The following is a 16,179-nucleotide window of genomic DNA, read 5'->3' on the forward strand; positions in this document are numbered from 1 at the left end:
CCACGCAAGCACTGGTGATACTGGCTCGCAAACTCGCTCGAATCGTATTCGCCCTACTGAAAGGGCAGAGCGAATACCAACCGAAAGCAGGTTGAGGCTTCCCCTCAACCATAGAATCTCCCACAGTGGACTTCGGTGTTTTCACTATTGTGCGAACACCATTGAACCCTGTGGGAGCGGGCTTGCCCGCGAATGGATGTATCTGTCAGCGAAGATCTAGCGGCTGTTTAGCCTTCTTCCCCCTCATCATCATCCCCACCATCAACCTTCATCCCCAGTTCCTTGATCTTGCGCGTCAGGGTGTTACGCCCCCAGCCCAGCAAGACGGCGGCATCGCGCCGACGGCCAGCGGTGTGTTTGAGGGCGGTCTCGATCATGATCCGCTCGAAAGCCGGCACGGCGCTGTCGAGCAGGCTCGACTGGCCGCGAGCCAACGCCTGATCGGCCCATTGCCGCAGCGCCTGCTCCCAGTTGGTCACCGGTGCCGAATCCTGCGGCAGGCTCAACAGCTCCGGCGGCAGGTCGCTGATGTGTACTTCGCGACCCGAAGCCATCACCGTGATCCAGCGGCAAGTGTTCTCCAGCTGACGCACGTTGCCGCCCCACGGCAGGTTCTTCAGGTATTCCTCGGTTTCGCTTTTCAGCAGCTTCGGCTCCACCGCCAGTTCTTGCGCGGCGCGGCTGAGGAAGTGCTTGGCCAGGGTCGGGATGTCTTCGCGACGGTCCGACAGCCGTGGAATATGAATGCGGATCACATTGAGGCGGTGGAACAAGTCTTCGCGGAATTTTCCTGCGTGCACCAGAGTTTCCAGATTCTGGTGAGTCGCGGCAATGATTCGCACATCGACCTTCACCGGCACGTGGCCGCCGACGCGGTAGAACTCGCCATCGGCCAGGACGCGCAATAAACGGGTCTGGGTGTCGGCCGGCATGTCGCCGATTTCATCGAGGAACAGCGTGCCACCGTCCGCTTGCTCAAAACGCCCGCGACGCAGGTTGGCTGCGCCGGTGAACGCACCTTTCTCATGGCCGAACAGCTCGGACTCCATCAGGTCTTTCGGGATCGCCGCCATGTTCAGCGCGATGAACGGCGAAGACGCCCTTGGGCTATGACGGTGCAGGGCATGGGCCACCAGCTCTTTACCGGTACCGGATTCGCCGTTGATCAGCACGGTGATGTTGGAATGGCTCAAGCGCCCGATGGCGCGAAACACTTCCTGCATCGCCGGTGCTTCACCGATGATTTCTGGCGTACGGGCCAGGGCGACCGGGACTTCCAGGCCTTGCTGTTCTTGAGCGTGCTGGTTGGCGCGCTTGACCAGCGATACCGCTTCGTCGACATCGAACGGCTTGGGCAGGTATTCGAAAGCACCGCCCTGATAGGACGCGACAGCGCTGTCCAGGTCGGAGTGCGCGGTCATGATGATCACCGGCAGCCGTGGGTGTTGTTCGCGAATCCGCGCCAGAAGGTCCAGACCGCTGGTACCGGGCATGCGGATGTCGGAGATGATTACGTCCGGCTGCTGGCGCGCCAGGCGGCTCATCACGCCATCGGCGCTGTCGAAGCTTTGCGTGGTCATGCCTTCTTGCTGCAGGGCTTTTTCCAGGACCCAACGGATAGAACGGTCGTCATCGACGATCCACACGGTTTCACTACGGCTCATGTCGATGTGGCTCCTTGTTCCAGTGGCAGAAAGATCGAGAACGTGGTGTGGCCTGGATGGCTGTCACATTCGATCAGACCCTGGTGCTGGCTGATGATGTTCTGGGTAATGGCCAGGCCCAGCCCGGTACCGTCCGGGCGGCCGCTGACCATGGGAAAGAAGATGGTTTCCTGGAGCTCGGAGGGAATGCCCGGCCCGTTGTCGATGATTTCGATCTTGGTTACCAGGCGATGGCGCACGTGGCCGATGGTGAACTGGCGCATGGCGCGGGTGCGCAAACTGATGCGGCCCAGACGCAGCTCATTCTGGCTGTTGATGGCCTGCATCGCGTTGCGCACGATGTTCAGCACCGCCTGGATCATCTGTTCACGATCGATCAACACGTCGGGAATGCTTGGGTCGTAGTCGCGCACCAAAGTAATGCGACCCTGGCTTTCGGCCTCGACCAGTTGTCCGACGCGCTCGAGCACTTCATGAATGTTACACATGGCCAGGGACGGCAATTTGTTGGAGCCGAGCATGCGATCGACCAGGTTACGCAGGCGGTCGGCTTCTTCGATGATGACGTTGGTGTAGTCACGCAAGCTTTCTTCCGGCAATTCCCGGGCGAGCAATTGCGCCGCGCCGCGAATCCCGCCCAGCGGATTCTTGATTTCGTGAGCGAGGCCGCGCACCAGCATCTTGCTGGTTTCTTGCTTCGACAGCTGGGCCTCTTCCTTGGTGATCCGTAACAGACGGTCACGGGGATGGACTTCCAATAGCAGCAGGGTGACGCCGCTCGCCAGGATCGGCGTTACCGCGTAGTCGACGGTCAGGGTCTGGCCGGTGAGGGCAGTGAGCATCGCTTCGCGCTTGGTGAACGGGTGCGCCTGCTCGACCGCCTGGCGCAGGGAGTTCAGGGCTTCGGTGGATTCGGTGAACAACTCGCTGATGAACTGCCCATGGCTGCGCTGGCCGCTGATGGCCAGGAGCATCTCCGCCGCCGGGTTCATGTACTCCAGACGCAGTTCGGCGTCGAGCAGGATGGTAGCGGTGGTCAGGTTGTCGAGTAGCAAACGGTGTAGTGCGTCGCTTATGGTCATCAGGACCTCTTTTGGAGCGGAGCGTGCGCAAGAAACAAGCGTTGATACAAGGAAAATGCAAAAACCAAACCAAGGCTCCGAAAAGAAGCGTTTAAGGCCAGAAACAGGCGATTGGCGCTCGTTTACGTGGCGTACTGCCAGCTTTCGCGGGTACTTTCGAACCAAAATGGGGTGGGTAGTGGGTAGGGGGCAGGTTGTCGCCCCAATATAGTGCGCAAAGTTGAGCGAGGTTAGAAGAAAGGCAGGAAGGAATTTTTCTCTTCCTCGGGTTTGGCTTTGAGTGGACATTCCGGTCGTTGGCCGTAGTCATCGAGCGCGCAGGGTTTGACCTGGCGTTTCTGCGCGAGGGATATGCGCAGCATGTGGAATGGCTGATTGGCCGTGCGTTCGACGGTGCGGCCCTCTTCGTCGAGGATCTCCACGGACAGGTTATGACTGCCGCGGTCGACGTTGCTCAAGGGGAAGACCGGGCTGGGGCCGGGTTCGGCAACGGGTTCGCCGTCCAGCAACAGACGGAAGCGGTGACCGCGTTGCAGGCCGGGTTCGCTGGTGACGCTGACGATCAGTTCGCCGGCGCTGCTGCGCACGGTGGCATCGGGCTCCGGTACCAGTACTCGCAGCATGTCGTAGTGGAAAGATGCTTTGGCTGCGGTCTTTTTACCGGCAACGACCGGTGCTGCAGCGGTCGGGTTGGCTGACACGCGATTACTCGGGGCTATCGGCACTCGCTTGGCGTTGCCTGCGCCTGGTCGGTCGGTGAAGACTCGATGACCCTGGGCGTCGACGTAGGTGAACACTTCGGCCGCTACGGGCAGGGCGATCCAGCATGCGATCAACAGCCAGCACCTCACGGCTTATGCACCCGCTGCACGGTGAAGGTTACGCTCGGACTTTGCTGGACGATGGTTTCCCCGTCGATCACCTGCACCGCGAGGCTGTGCAAGCCGCGATCTATGTTCACCAGTTGCAGGATCGGCACGTTGCTGGGCTGGCCGTAGGGTTGATCGTCCAGCAGCAGCCTGAACAGATGTGGGCCTTGCAGGCGTGGCTTGATCAATACGTTGACCGTGAAGGTGCCATTGTTGGCGCGCAGGGCTTCGGTAGTAGGCAGGCCGGTCAGCTCCAGCACCTCGTAGGCGCCGCGGGGTTGCTCGCGATCGGCGGCGTCGGCAGGTGGCGCAGGCTCTTTGGGCGATTGAGGCTCGACGCTGTTGAGCGGCGGCAACTCGACCGGCTGCGCCTTCACGCCATCGGGTGGTTGATTGCTGTAGGCAGTGTTGCCGTTGGCGTCGGTGTACCTATAGATCTGCGCTGCGGCGGGCAGGGCGATCAGCAGCAATACCAGAAGAAAACCACGACCCATAAAAATCGACCAGAAACGAAAGCGTTGGGGTGCAGCATAGGTCAGGGCTGGCGGTTGACCCAAGTTGTAAACATTTGGGCATGATTTCCGAAATTCCCCAAATACCACAGATCCCCTGTGGGAGCGGGCTTGCTCGCGAAAGCGGTGGGTCGTTCAATATCGATGTTGAATGTGATTGCCTCTTCGCGAGCAAGCCCGCTCCCACATTGGATTTTCTTCGCTTGCTGAATCGTGGGCACAAAAAAGGCCTCCCGAAGGAGGCCTCTCTTTTTGTCACGCCGCGTGCCGCAGCGCTACCGGATCAGCAGCTGTAGTACAGCTCGTATTCCAGTGGGTGTACGAAGGTACGTACCTTGATTTCTTCTTCGCTTTTCAGGGCGATGTAAGCGTCGATGAAGTCGTCGCTGAAAACGCCGCCTTTGGTCAGGAACGCACGACCTTTGTCCAGCTCTTCCAGGGCTTCCTTCAGGCTGCCGCAAACTTGTGGGATCTCTTTCGCCTCTTCAGGCGGCAGGTCGTACAGATTTTTGTCAGCAGCATCGCCTGGGTGGATCTTGTTCTGGATACCGTCCAGGCCGGCCATTACCAGGGCAGCGAAGGCCAGGTACGGGTTGGCTGCCGGATCCGGGAAGCGGGCTTCGATACGGCGAGCGCGAGGGCTGGACACGTAAGGAATACGGATCGAAGCGGAACGGTTGCGAGCCGAGTAGGCCAGCATTACCGGAGCTTCGAAACCTGGGACCAGACGCTTGTAGGAGTTGGTCGACGGGTTGGTGAAGCCGTTCAGGGCCTTACCGTGCTTGATGATGCCGCCGATGAAGAACAGGGCGGTGTCGGACAGGCCGGCATAGCCTTCGCCAGCGAAGGTGTTCTTGCCATCTTTGGCGATGGACAGGTGAACGTGCATACCCGAACCGTTGTCGCCGTACAGCGGCTTAGGCATGAAGGTCGCGGTGCGGCCGTAGGCATCGGCAACGTTGTGTACGCAGTACTTCAGGGTCTGAACTTCGTCAGCCTTGGCTACCAGGGTGTTGAACTTCACGCCGATTTCGTTCTGGCCGGCAGTCGCCACTTCGTGGTGGTGAACTTCGATGACCAGGCCCATTTCTTCCATGGCGTTGCACATGGAGGTACGGATTTCGTGGTCGTGGTCGAACGGCGGAACAGGGAAGTAGCCGCCTTTGACGCCTGGACGGTGGCCACGGTTGCCGCCTTCCACGTCCTGGTCGGACATCCACGAACCTTGTTCGGAGAAGATTTTGAACATCGAGCCGGAGATGTCGGACTTGAACTTCACTTCGTCGAAGATGAAGAACTCAGGCTCCGGGCCAACGAATACGGTGTCGCCGATACCGGTCGACTTCAGGTATTCCTCGGCACGCTTGGCGATCGCACGTGGGTCACGGTCGTAGCCTTGCATGGTCGAAGGCTCGATCACGTCGCAGACCAGGATCAGGGTCGGCTCTTCGGTGAACGGGTCGAGAACGGCAGTGCTGTCGTCCGGCATCAGGATCATGTCGGAGGCTTCGATGCCTTTCCAGCCAGCGATGGAGGAACCGTCGAACATTTTGCCTTCTTCGAAGAAAGCTTCATCCAGCGCGTCGCGAGCCGGCATGGTCACGTGGTGCTGAGTGCCTTTGGTGTCCGTGAAGCGCAGATCAATCCACTTGACGTCATGATCTTTGATGAGTTGAACCGACTTCGACATAGTGTCCTCCGGGTGGATTCGGGCTTGGGTAGTGGATGGCCCTTGGAATGTGGGTGATGCCGGCGCGAATACTCTGCCAAGGCAACCTGCCTCACAAGGGAGCAAATTGCATGCCAGTGCCCCATCATGGTTTTTTTGCCCCAATATCACGCTTATAAAGGTGCAATGAGACATAAAGAGCAAATTCTCGCCCTGTAATGTGGCGCTCGATTCAATAAATGACCTGTTTTGGTGCGCGCAAAACCTTCTGTACATAAACTGGTTAAACCTTGAGCAATTTCCGCTATAATCCGCGCCCCCCTTTTTCGGCTGGCCCAGCGCGCGCTGTTTTCATGAAACTAATCGTAAAAGTCTTTCCCGAGATCACCATCAAGAGCCGCCCGGTACGGATGCGTTTCATCCGTCAGTTGGCCAAAAACATCCGTACCGTGCTCCGCGACCTGGACCCGGCCGTGGTGGTGAACGGTGTGTGGGACAATCTCGAGCTGGAAACCCGCGTCAGCGAGCCCAAGGCCCTGAAGGAGATGACCGAGCGCCTGAGCTGCATGCCGGGCATCGCGCATTTCCTGCAGGTCGACGAATACCCGCTGGGCGACTTCGACGACATCGTCGCCAAGTGCAAGCAGCACTTCGGAGATTCGCTGGCCGGGAAGATCTTTTCGGTGCGCTGCAAGCGTGCCGGCAAGCATGAATTCAGCTCGATGGACGTCGAGAAATATGTCGGCAGCCAACTGCGTCGTCAGTGTGGCGCCGCCGGAATCTCGCTGAAAACGCCGGAAATCGAAGTTCGCATCGAAATTCGCGACAAACGGTTGTTCGTGATCCACAACCAGCACAACAGCATCGGCGGTTATCCGCTGGGTGCCCTGGAACAGACGCTTGTGCTGATGTCCGGCGGCTTCGATTCCACCGTTGCCGCCTACCAGATCATGCGCCGCGGGCTTATGAGCCATTTCTGCTTCTTCAATCTGGGCGGGCGTGCCCATGAGCTGGGCGTCATGGAGGTCGCGCATTTCATCTGGAAGAAGTACGGCAGCTCTCAGCGCGTGTTATTTGTCAGTGTACCGTTCGAGGAAGTACTGGGAGAAATTCTCGGGAAAGTCGATAACAGTCATATGGGCGTGGTTTTGAAGCGTATGATGTTGCGCGCTGCTTCTCGTATTGCCGATCGGCTGGAGATCGAAGCGCTGGTCACCGGCGAAGCGATTTCCCAGGTGTCGAGCCAGACGCTGCCGAACCTGTCCGTGATCGACTGCGTGACCGACAAGCTGGTCTTGCGTCCACTGATCGCCAGTCACAAGCAGGACATCATCGACCTGGCCAACGAAATCGGCACCGCCGATTTCGCCAAGCACATGCCGGAATACTGCGGGGTCATCTCGGTGAACCCCAAGACCCACGCCAAGCGTCCGCGCGTGGAGCATGAAGAGAAAGAATTCGACATGGCGGTCCTTGAGCGTGCGCTCGAGAACGCCAAACTGGTGCCGATCGATCGTGTGATCGACGAATTGGGCCAGGACTTGCAAATCGAAGAAGTCAGCGAAGCGCTGGCGGGTCAGATCATCATCGACATCCGTCACCCGGATGCCGCTGAAGACGAGCCGCTCGAACTCGGTGGCATTGAGGTACAGACGATGCCGTTTTATGCATTGAACGCTCGTTTCAAGGAACTGGACCCTACTCGCCAGTACCTGCTGTATTGCGACAAAGGCGTGATGAGTCGCCTGCATGCCCACCATTTGCTCAGTGAGGGGCATGCCAATGTGCGCGTTTATCGACCGAGCTAAGAGCCCGGGGCTGTATGCCTGTGGCCTGCGTCACCGGCCCCCCGACTCTGCCGTCAAGCTGTAACGGCAAGGCCTGACTCTACTGTAAATCGCTGCCAAGACTTGTCAGCACACCGAATCCTCTGATCGAGATACACAAGTGATCGAAAATCTACGCAACATCGCCATCATTGCTCACGTTGACCATGGTAAAACCACCCTGGTAGACAAACTCTTGCGTCAATCCGGCACCCTGGAGCGCAACGAGCTCAACGACGAGCGCGTGATGGACTCCAACGACCAGGAGAAAGAGCGCGGTATTACCATTCTGGCGAAAAACACCGCCATCAACTGGAACGGCTACCACATCAACATCGTGGACACCCCGGGCCACGCCGACTTCGGCGGCGAAGTTGAACGCGTAATGTCGATGGTTGACTCCGTTCTGCTGCTGGTTGACGCTCAAGACGGCCCTATGCCGCAAACCCGTTTCGTGACCAAGAAGGCTTTCGAAGCCGGCCTGCGTCCAATCGTGGTCATCAACAAGGTTGACCGTCCAGGCGCGCGTCCGGACTGGGTTCTGGACCAGATCTTCGACCTGTTCGACAACCTCGGTGCTACCGAAGAACAGCTGGACTTCAAAGTCGTCTACGCCTCGGCCCTGAACGGCATTGCCGGTCTGGAACACACCGACATGGCTGAAGACATGACCCCGCTGTACCAGTCGATCGTCGACAACGTACCAGCACCGAAAGTTGACCGTGACGGTCCGTTCCAGATGCAAATCTCGGCACTGGACTACAACAGCTTCCTGGGCATCATCGGCGTTGGCCGTATCGCTCGTGGTCGCGTCAAGCCGAACACCCAGGTTGTGGCGATCGATGCTGACGGCAAGCGCCGTAACGGTCGTATCCTGAAACTGATGGGTCACCACGGTCTGCACCGCGTTGACGTTGAAGAAGCAGCTGCCGGCGACATCGTCTGCATCAGCGGCTTCGACCAGCTGTTCATCTCCGACACTCTGTGCGACCCACTGAACGTCGAAGCGATGAAGCCGCTGACCGTTGACGAACCAACCGTTTCGATGACCTTCCAGGTTAACGACTCGCCGTTCTGCGGCCGTGAAGGCAAGTTCGTCACCAGCCGTAACATCAAGGAACGTCTGGACAAGGAACTGCTCTACAACGTTGCCCTGCGCGTTGAAGAAGGCGACACCGCCGACAAGTTCAAAGTCTCCGGCCGTGGTGAGCTGCACCTCTCGGTACTGATCGAAACCATGCGTCGCGAAGGCTTCGAAATGGGTGTTGGTCGTCCGGAAGTGATCATCCGCATGGTTGACGGCGTCAAGCACGAACCGTACGAAAACGTGACCATCGACCTGCCGGAAGAATCGCAAGGTTCGATCATGGAACAGATCGGTATCCGTAAAGGCGACCTGACCAACATGGTTCCGGATGGCAAGGGCCGTGTGCGCCTTGAGTACAACATCCCGGCTCGTGGCTTGATCGGTTTCCGTAACGAGTTCCTGACCCTGACCTCCGGTGCAGGCATCCTGACCTCGATCTTCGACCGTTACGACGTGATGAAGTCCGGCGACATGTCCGGCCGTCAGAACGGCGTGCTGGTTTCGGTTGCTACCGGTAAGGCACTGACTTACTCGCTGGAAACCCTGCAAGCTCGCGGCAAACTGTTCCTGGGTCACGGCGAAGACGTGTACGAAGGTCAAATCGTCGGCATCAACAGCCGCGACAACGACCTGGGCGTTAACCCAACCAAAGGCAAGAAGCTCGACAACATGCGTGCCTCGGGTAAAGACGAAACCATCGCTCTGGTTCCGCCTATCCGTTTCACCCTGGAACAAGCTCTGGAATTCGTTCAAGAAGACGAATTGTGCGAAGTCACTCCTAAGTCCATCCGTCTTCGCAAGAAGATCCTGGGCGAAAGCGAGCGTACCCGCGCTGCCAAGAAAAGCGGCAACTGAGTTTCGACTTAGTTAGCAGCTAAAAAAACGCCCCCGACCGCAAGGTCGGGGGCGTTTTTGTTTGTCTGGGATTTGTGTGGTGTTTGATCTGGCCCCATCGCGGGCAAGCCCGCTCCCACAGTGATTGGTGTTGTTCACAGAATCTGCGTCCAACACTGAACACTGTGGGAGCGGGCTTGCCCGCGAAGAGGCGCTGTCAGGCAGCGAGTTTCGGGATCAGAACTTTTCCAGGGTGCGGCGGGAGCTGCTGGTCTCACGCGCCACTTCTTTGGGCTTGTAAGCGCAATACCCCGGCCGCGGCCCGATTTTCGGGTGGTTGCGGCAGGTGTCCGGGCGCTTTTCATAAATAGTGCACAGACGGCTCTTACGATCCAGGTACAGGCAATCGTTGTTGCTCATGCGCTGGAGGGTGAAGATCTCGGACTTCTGGTTGTAGCGTTCGACGATGCCTTCCTTCTGCAAGCGCTTGGCGATGTTCTTCGCTGGCTCGCCGCGCTCGAATTCGTCGACGATGCCGATGCGGATCAGATCCTTGATCTTGACCTCGACCGGCAACGTGCAGCAGCTGGATATGCACGAACCGCACATCGGCGCAGAGTACTTGGCCCAGGTATCGAGGCGATCGATCTCCGCGGCGGCGATCAGGTTGGACTTCATCATCGATTGTTACCAGCGTGTGCATCAGGGCGCGCGATCATACCGGGACTGGTGGATTTTTGAACAACCTTTCGCCAGATTTTTTCATGATCTGCTCAATAACAGCAGTATTTCGGCACGGGCCCTGCATTCTTTCCGGTGCGCGCTAAGGTAATGTCGATCTATCTCACACTAACGGTTAAAACTGCAGAACCAGAGTTACAACGACCTGTCTGACCGTCTAGGCTCAACTATTTCACGCTCGCTCGAGGTCTTATTGATGACTCAAGAACCACTTGTTCGCGAAGCAGAGGTGGCCGCATTTCGCGACGCCGTCTTGACCAAACTCACCTACGCGGTGGGCAAAGACCCGGATCACGCCTTCGACCACGACTGGTTCGAAGCCATTGCCTTGGCGGCGCGCGATCACATGGTCGAGCACTGGATGGATCACACCCGACAGATCTACCGCAAAGGTCAGAAGCGGGTTTACTACCTCTCCCTGGAATTTCTCATCGGCCGGCTGCTGTACGACAGCCTGAGCAACCTCGGCCTGCTGGATGTGGCCCGGGAGGCCCTGACCGAACTCGGCGTCGACCTTGAGCGCATCCGCCTGCTGGAGCCCGATGCAGCCTTGGGTAACGGTGGCCTCGGTCGTCTGGCCGCGTGCTTCATGGAAAGCATGTCGACCCTCGGCATTGCCGGGCACGGCTACGGCATTCGTTACGAGCACGGCTTGTTCCGTCAGGCCATCGTCGATGGCTGGCAGCAGGAACAAACCGAACACTGGCTGGATTTCGGCAACCCATGGGAATTTGAACGGCCAGAGGTCGTGTACCCGATTGGCTTCGGCGGCAGCGTCGAAACCGTCACCGACGAAACAGGCAAATCCAAGCAAGTCTGGACCCCGGCGGAAACCGTCCGCGCGATTGCCTATGACACCCCGGTGGTCGGCTGGCGCGGGGCGAGCGTCAACACGTTGCGCTTATGGCGTGCCCGTGCCATGGAAGATTTGCACCTGGAGCGCTTCAACGCCGGCGACCACTTGGGCGCCGTGGCGGAAGTCGCCCGAGCCGAAAGTATTTCCCGCGTACTCTACCCGGCAGACAGCACCGAAGCCGGCCAGGAACTGCGCCTGCGCCAGGAATACTTCTTCGTCGCCGCGTCCTTGCAGGACTTGCTGCGGCGCCATCGCAACATGCACACCTCGGTCCTGACCCTGGGCGATCATGCGGCGATCCAGCTCAACGACACCCACCCCTCGATCGCCGTGGCCGAGCTGATGCGTCAGCTGGTTGACGTGTACGACGTGGCGTGGGACGCCGCGTGGCAGGTCACCGTCGACACGCTGTCCTACACCAACCACACGTTGTTGCCGGAAGCGCTGGAAACCTGGCCGGTCGGTTTGATGGAACGCATGCTGCCGCGGCACATGCAGATCATTTACCTGATCAATGCCCAGCACATCGACTCGCTGCGGGCCAAGGGCGTCCACGACTTCGAAGTGCTGCGCGCGGTGTCGCTGATCGAAGAAGACAACGGCCGTCGTGTGCGCATGGGTAACCTGGCGTTTCTCGGTTCCCACAGTGTCAACGGCGTATCCGGGCTGCATACGCAACTGATGCGCAAAACGGTGTTCTCAGAGCTGCACAAGCTTTACCCGGAGCGGATCAACAACAAGACCAACGGTATTACCTTCCGCCGCTGGCTCTACCAGGCCAACCCTGAACTGACCTCGATGATGGTCGATGCGCTAGGCCCGGATCTGCTCGATAACCCTGAAGTGCGCTTGCAGGACCTGGAACCTTTTGCCGAGAAGCCTGCGTTCCGCAAGGCGTTTGCCGAGCAGCGCCTGCACAGCAAGAACGCCTTGGCGTATATCATCCACGAGCGACTGGGGGTGGCGGTCAACCCGGCGGCGATGTTCGACGTACAGGTCAAGCGGATCCACGAATACAAACGTCAGTTGCTGAACCTGCTGCACACCGTCGCGCTTTATCAGGCGATTCGTGCCGAGCCGGAAATCGACTGGGTGCCGCGGGTGAAGATTTTCGCCGGCAAGGCCGCAGCCAGTTATCACCAGGCCAAGCTCATCATCAAGTTGACCAACGACATTGCCCGGGTCGTGAACAACGACCCGACCGTGCGTGGCTTGCTCAAAGTGGTGTTCCTGCCCAACTACAACGTCAGCCTGGCGGAAAGCATCATTCCGGCGGCGGATTTGTCGGAGCAGATTTCTACCGCAGGCTTCGAAGCCTCGGGTACCAGCAATATGAAGTTCGGCCTCAACGGCGCGTTGACCATCGGCACGCTGGACGGGGCCAACGTGGAAATGTGCGAGTTTATCGGCGCCGAACACATGTTCATCTTCGGCCTCAGCGCCCAGCAGGTCGAGGCGCGCAAGCAGAACCACGAGTTCAACGCGACGCCGGATATTGCCGCGTCCCACCGCCTTAATGACGTGCTGCAGGCGATACGGGGCGGGGTGTTCTCGCCGGATGATCCGGCTCGCTATACCGGACTGATCGATTCGCTGATCGACTACGACCGGTTCCTGGTCTGCGCCGATTTCGATTCCTACTGGGACGCGCAGATGCGTGTCGAAGCCCATTGGCACGATTCTAAAGCATGGTGGCGTTCGGCAGTATTGAGCACCTCCCGGATGGGCTGGTTCTCCTCCGACCGGACCATTCGCGAATACGCCACGGATATCTGGAAAGCGCTGGAATAACTTTTAACGATAATTGCGAGCCAGTCCCGACGGCGGTTGGGCTCGATCGATATACTCAGCACCAACTTGATCCTTGTGGGAGCGGGCTTGCTCGCGAAAGCGGACTGACATTTGACATCAATGTTGAATGTGATGGCCTCTTCGCGAGCAAGCCCGCTCCCACAAATGTACCCACTCCAATATGGGAGCGAGACCGGCTTGCCGGCGAAGGCGATTTATCTGTCGATAAAGAAGCCAGTTTCGAACTACGCTCATCCGGGCGCATGAACTCTATTGGATGTAACACGTCTGATAGGAGGAAATGCGCCCCGACTCGCGCTAAACTGCGCGTGTTTTTAGCCCCCCCCATTCCACCGGAGTCGTCCATGTCCCGCGTTACCCTGAGTCGCTATTTGATTGAGCAGACCCGTAGCAACAACACTCCTGCCGATCTGCGTTTCCTGATCGAAGTGGTGGCGCGTGCTTGCAAAGAGATCAGCCACGCCGTGTCCAAAGGCGCCCTCGGTGGCGTTTTGGGCAGCATGGGCACTGAAAACGTCCAAGGCGAAGTGCAGAAGAAACTCGACGTGATCTCCAACGAGATCCTGCTCGAAGCCAATGAATGGGGCGGTCACCTGGCCGGCATGGCGTCCGAAGAAATGGACAACGCCTACCAGATCCCGGGCAAATACCCGAAAGGCGCCTACCTGCTGGTATTCGACCCACTGGACGGTTCGTCGAACATCGATATCAACGCGCCGGTCGGCACCATCTTCTCGGTACTGCGTTGCCCGAACGAACACCTGAGCCAGAACGAATCCCTGAGCGAAAAAGCCTTTCTGCAGCCAGGCACCCAGCAAGTTGCCGCCGGTTACGCGATCTACGGTCCACAGACCATGCTGATCCTGACCCTGGGCGACGGCGTGAAAGGCTTCACCCTGGACCGTGAAATGGGCAGCTTCGTGCTGACCCATGAAGACATCAAAATCCCGGAGTCCACTCAGGAGTTCGCGATCAACGCGTCCAATCAGCGTCACTGGGAAGCTCCGGTACAACGCTACGTCAACGAATTGCTGGCCGGTGACGAAGGCCCGCTGAAAAAGAACTACAACATGCGCTGGGTCGCTGCGATGGTTGCCGATGTGCACCGCATCCTGACCCGTGGCGGCTTGTTCATGTACCCGCGCGACAGCCGCGAGCCGTCCAAGCCAGGCAAACTGCGTCTGATGTACGAAGCCAACCCGATGTCGTTCCTGGTTGAACAGGCTGGCGGCGCTTCCACTGATGGCCATCAGCGCATCCTCGACATTCAGCCTGAAGGCCTGCACCAGCGCGTAGCGGTGTTCCTCGGTTCGAAAGAAGAAGTCGCACGCGTCACGGCTTACCACAAGGAATAAACCATGACCGCGCCCTGGCAGCCGTTGCTCGAATGGTGGTTCGGTTCAGCCGAAGCATCCAGCGAAGTGGCGGCTGACAGGCGCAGGTTATGGTTCGGCAAGCGCGATAGCCAGGACCTCGAAGCGCAGACGCGCTTCGGAGACTGGGTCGAGCAGGCACTGGCCGGCGGATTGACCGAGTGGGCGCAACGCCCCGAAGGTTGGCTGGCCCTGGTGCTGCTGCTCGATCAACTGCCGCGGATGATCTTTCGCGACACCCCCAAATCCTTTGCAGGCGATATCAGGGCTCAGGCGCTGGTGGCACAAGGCATTGCTGCGGATTTTGATCGGCAGTTGCGGCCTATCGAGCGGGTGTTTATCTACCTGGTGTTCGAGCACTGCGAGAGTCTGGCGGTGCAGAATGAGGCGGTCTCCAGGTACATCGATCTGGTGGCGCAACAGCCGGAGTCCGATCGGGCACTGTTTACCGATTATCTGGACTATGCCGAGCAGCATCAGCAGGTGATTGCGCGGTTTGGGCGGTTTCCGCACAGGAATGCGGTGTTGGGAAGGGAAAGTACGGCTGAGGAGTTGGCGTTTCTTTCGAAACCGGGGTCTCGGTTTTAGGTTTGCGTTGTTGCTGATGCCGCCTTCGCGGGCAAGCCTCGCTCCTACAGAATTAGCGCAGCATTTCAGGCGCCGCATGATCTGTAGGAGCGAGGCTTGCCCGCGAAGGGGCCCGAGAGATCACTTAGATCCTGAAGCTACCCACCGACTGGTTCATCCCGTCGATCTCACCAATGCGCTGAGTGACGCTGCCCAGGCGCTCGCCAGCCTGATTGGCGATGCCGACGCTGCTTTCGCTCTGGCGCTGGCTGTCGATCATGATGCTGACCGCTTCCCGGGCACCCACCTGCAGTTCCTCAACCAAACAAATAGCCACACGTCCAGGGAACCAGACGAGGCTTTTCTCTTCTAAGCTTCAGCTTGGCAGACAGGCCATTCCCCTTCGCCCCAGGAGCTACACCATGTCGCTGCGTTCCATCGCCCTGCTTTCGTTCTGCGTGTTGTTGGCTGCGTGCAGCAAGGTCAATCAGGAAAACTATTCGAAGCTGTCGGCAGGCATGCCCAAGGCCGAGGTTGAAACCTTGTTGGGTAAACCCGCCGACTGCTCGGGCGCGCTCGGCATGTCCAGTTGCACCTGGGGCGATAAAAACAGCTTTATCAGCGTGCAGTACGCCGGTGACAAGGTATTGATGTTTTCCGGCCAAGGTCTGAAGTAATCCGGGGCGATACGCCCACGGGAGAAAAACAATGAAGCGGCTACTGATTTTACTTTTTGCCGGCCTGGTACTGGCCGGTTGCGCCACTTCTGGCGAAGACCCGTTGGCGCCCAAGACCGTCGACAGCGTCAACCTCAAGCGCTACCAGGGGACCTGGTACGAGCTGGCTCGTCTGCCGATGTACTTCCAGCGCAACTGCGCGCAATCCGAAGCCCATTACACCCTTGAACCGGATGGCAACGTGCTGGTATTGAACCGCTGCCTGACGTCGGACTGGCAATGGGAAGAGGCCAAGGGCACGGCGTATCCGCAGGTGCCGGGCAAGTCCGACAAGCTGTGGGTAGAATTCGACACCTGGTTTTCGCGTTTGCTGCCAGGTGTGGCAAAGGGAGAATACTGGGTGTTGTACGTCAGCGACGACTACAAGACCGCCATTGTCGGCGACCCGAGCCGCAAGTATCTGTGGTTGCTGTCACGCACCCCGACGGTCAATGGGGTCGTGCGTGAAGAACTGCTGAGCAAGGCGCGTCAGCAGGGCTACGACACTACCCGTCTGATCTGGCGCACGTCGGATACGCAGATGGCCAAGACCTCGAACTGATCACGCATA

At 58.7% G+C, this 16,179-nt stretch carries 13 protein-coding genes and 1 pseudogene; 7 read left to right on the top strand and 7 right to left on the bottom strand.

Translation table 11 applies throughout. The features are described from left to right. Nucleotides 1-227: 227 nt before the first annotated feature. The 5 genes from ntrC to glnA form a co-directional block, all read right to left on the bottom strand. Nucleotides 228-1,664, bottom strand: coding sequence for a nitrogen regulation protein NR(I) (gene ntrC, locus F8N80_RS30120; RefSeq protein ID WP_150744893.1), 1,437 nt, complete (start codon nucleotides 1,662-1,664; stop codon nucleotides 228-230). After that, complete coding sequence (gene glnL / locus F8N80_RS30125) at nucleotides 1,661-2,746, bottom strand: nitrogen regulation protein NR(II) (protein WP_150744894.1); 1,086 nt, start codon at nucleotides 2,744-2,746, stop codon at nucleotides 1,661-1,663. Before glnL ends, ntrC begins: the two co-directional genes overlap by 4 nt. A 230-nt stretch (nucleotides 2,747-2,976) precedes the next feature. Next, nucleotides 2,977-3,597, bottom strand: a complete 621-nt coding sequence (locus F8N80_RS30130) for a DUF4124 domain-containing protein (protein ID WP_150744895.1) — start codon at nucleotides 3,595-3,597, stop codon at nucleotides 2,977-2,979. Then, on the bottom strand, nucleotides 3,594-4,109 hold the full coding sequence (locus F8N80_RS30135) for a DUF4124 domain-containing protein (RefSeq protein ID WP_150744896.1): 516 nt from the start codon (nucleotides 4,107-4,109) through the stop codon (nucleotides 3,594-3,596). The genes F8N80_RS30130 and F8N80_RS30135 overlap by 4 nt, the downstream gene beginning before the upstream one ends. 301 nt (nucleotides 4,110-4,410) lie before the next feature. Then, the gene (glnA, locus tag F8N80_RS30145; protein WP_150744898.1) at nucleotides 4,411-5,817 is read right to left on the bottom strand and encodes a glutamate--ammonia ligase; all 1,407 of its coding nucleotides are present in this window, start codon (nucleotides 5,815-5,817) and stop codon (nucleotides 4,411-4,413) included. Nucleotides 5,818-6,149: 332 nt separating this feature from the next. On the opposite strand from glnA, the gene thiI reads away from it, so the two are divergent. Further along, nucleotides 6,150-7,604 (top strand): tRNA uracil 4-sulfurtransferase ThiI, encoded by a 1,455-nt coding sequence (gene thiI / locus F8N80_RS30155; protein ID WP_150744899.1) that lies wholly within the window; start codon nucleotides 6,150-6,152, stop codon nucleotides 7,602-7,604. A 139-nt stretch (nucleotides 7,605-7,743) separates the two neighbouring features. Beyond that, nucleotides 7,744-9,564: a translational GTPase TypA gene (gene typA / locus F8N80_RS30160; RefSeq protein ID WP_150744900.1), complete on the top strand. Its 1,821-nt coding sequence runs from the start codon at nucleotides 7,744-7,746 to the stop codon at nucleotides 9,562-9,564. Between the two features lie 216 nt (nucleotides 9,565-9,780). On the opposite strand, the gene F8N80_RS30165 is transcribed toward typA, so the two are convergent. Beyond that, nucleotides 9,781-10,221, bottom strand: coding sequence for a YkgJ family cysteine cluster protein (locus F8N80_RS30165; protein WP_150744945.1), 441 nt, complete (start codon nucleotides 10,219-10,221; stop codon nucleotides 9,781-9,783). Between the two features lie 259 nt (nucleotides 10,222-10,480). Here F8N80_RS30165 and F8N80_RS30170 point away from each other — a divergent pair, with 259 nt between their 5' ends. From F8N80_RS30170 to F8N80_RS30185, 3 genes are all read left to right on the top strand, one after another. After that, nucleotides 10,481-12,931 (top strand): glycogen/starch/alpha-glucan phosphorylase, encoded by a 2,451-nt coding sequence (locus F8N80_RS30170; RefSeq protein ID WP_150785290.1) that lies wholly within the window; start codon nucleotides 10,481-10,483, stop codon nucleotides 12,929-12,931. Nucleotides 12,932-13,296: 365 nt separating this feature from the next. Next, nucleotides 13,297-14,307: a class 1 fructose-bisphosphatase gene (locus F8N80_RS30180; protein WP_150744902.1), complete on the top strand. Its 1,011-nt coding sequence runs from the start codon at nucleotides 13,297-13,299 to the stop codon at nucleotides 14,305-14,307. A gap of 3 nt (nucleotides 14,308-14,310) precedes the next feature. Further along, a complete protein-coding gene (locus tag F8N80_RS30185; RefSeq protein ID WP_150785292.1) occupies nucleotides 14,311-14,913 on the top strand; it encodes a DUF924 family protein in 603 nt (200 codons plus the stop codon). 136 nt (nucleotides 14,914-15,049) lie between these two features. Here F8N80_RS30185 and F8N80_RS30190 read toward each other — a convergent pair. Next, nucleotides 15,050-15,217: pseudogene (locus tag F8N80_RS30190) on the bottom strand (hypothetical protein); the annotation flags it as partial. Between the two features lie 97 nt (nucleotides 15,218-15,314). Between F8N80_RS30190 and F8N80_RS30195 the strand changes: the two are divergent. Both F8N80_RS30195 and F8N80_RS30200 read left to right on the top strand, forming a co-directional pair. Continuing rightward, a complete protein-coding gene (locus F8N80_RS30195) occupies nucleotides 15,315-15,569 on the top strand; it encodes a hypothetical protein (protein ID WP_128872236.1) in 255 nt (84 codons plus the stop codon). Between the two features lie 31 nt (nucleotides 15,570-15,600). After that, entirely contained in the window at nucleotides 15,601-16,170 is a 570-nt protein-coding gene (locus F8N80_RS30200; protein ID WP_150744905.1) for a lipocalin family protein, read from the top strand. The last annotated feature ends 9 nt before the right edge of the window (nucleotides 16,171-16,179 follow it).

This window comes from Pseudomonas fluorescens, assembly GCF_902497995.1.
Taxonomy (GTDB): domain Bacteria; phylum Pseudomonadota; class Gammaproteobacteria; order Pseudomonadales; family Pseudomonadaceae; genus Aquipseudomonas; species Aquipseudomonas fluorescens_BK.

Bases quoted from the DNA above. Each gene is read 5' to 3' on its own strand.
- ntrC (WP_150744893.1), bottom strand. From the start codon at position 1,664: ATGAGCCGTAGTGAAACCGTGTGGATCGTCGATGACGACCGTTCTATC.
- glnL (WP_150744894.1), bottom strand. From the start codon at position 2,746: ATGACCATAAGCGACGCACTACACCGTTTGCTACTCGACAACCTGACC.
- F8N80_RS30135 (WP_150744896.1), bottom strand. From the start codon at position 4,109: ATGGGTCGTGGTTTTCTTCTGGTATTGCTGCTGATCGCCCTGCCCGCC.
- glnA (WP_150744898.1), bottom strand. From the start codon at position 5,817: ATGTCGAAGTCGGTTCAACTCATCAAAGATCATGACGTCAAGTGGATT.
- thiI (WP_150744899.1), top strand. From the start codon at position 6,150: ATGAAACTAATCGTAAAAGTCTTTCCCGAGATCACCATCAAGAGCCGC.
- F8N80_RS30165 (WP_150744945.1), bottom strand. From the start codon at position 10,221: ATGAAGTCCAACCTGATCGCCGCCGCGGAGATCGATCGCCTCGATACC.
- F8N80_RS30170 (WP_150785290.1), top strand. From the start codon at position 10,481: ATGACTCAAGAACCACTTGTTCGCGAAGCAGAGGTGGCCGCATTTCGC.
- F8N80_RS30180 (WP_150744902.1), top strand. From the start codon at position 13,297: ATGTCCCGCGTTACCCTGAGTCGCTATTTGATTGAGCAGACCCGTAGC.
- F8N80_RS30185 (WP_150785292.1), top strand. From the start codon at position 14,311: ATGACCGCGCCCTGGCAGCCGTTGCTCGAATGGTGGTTCGGTTCAGCC.
- F8N80_RS30195 (WP_128872236.1), top strand. From the start codon at position 15,315: ATGTCGCTGCGTTCCATCGCCCTGCTTTCGTTCTGCGTGTTGTTGGCT.
- F8N80_RS30200 (WP_150744905.1), top strand. From the start codon at position 15,601: ATGAAGCGGCTACTGATTTTACTTTTTGCCGGCCTGGTACTGGCCGGT.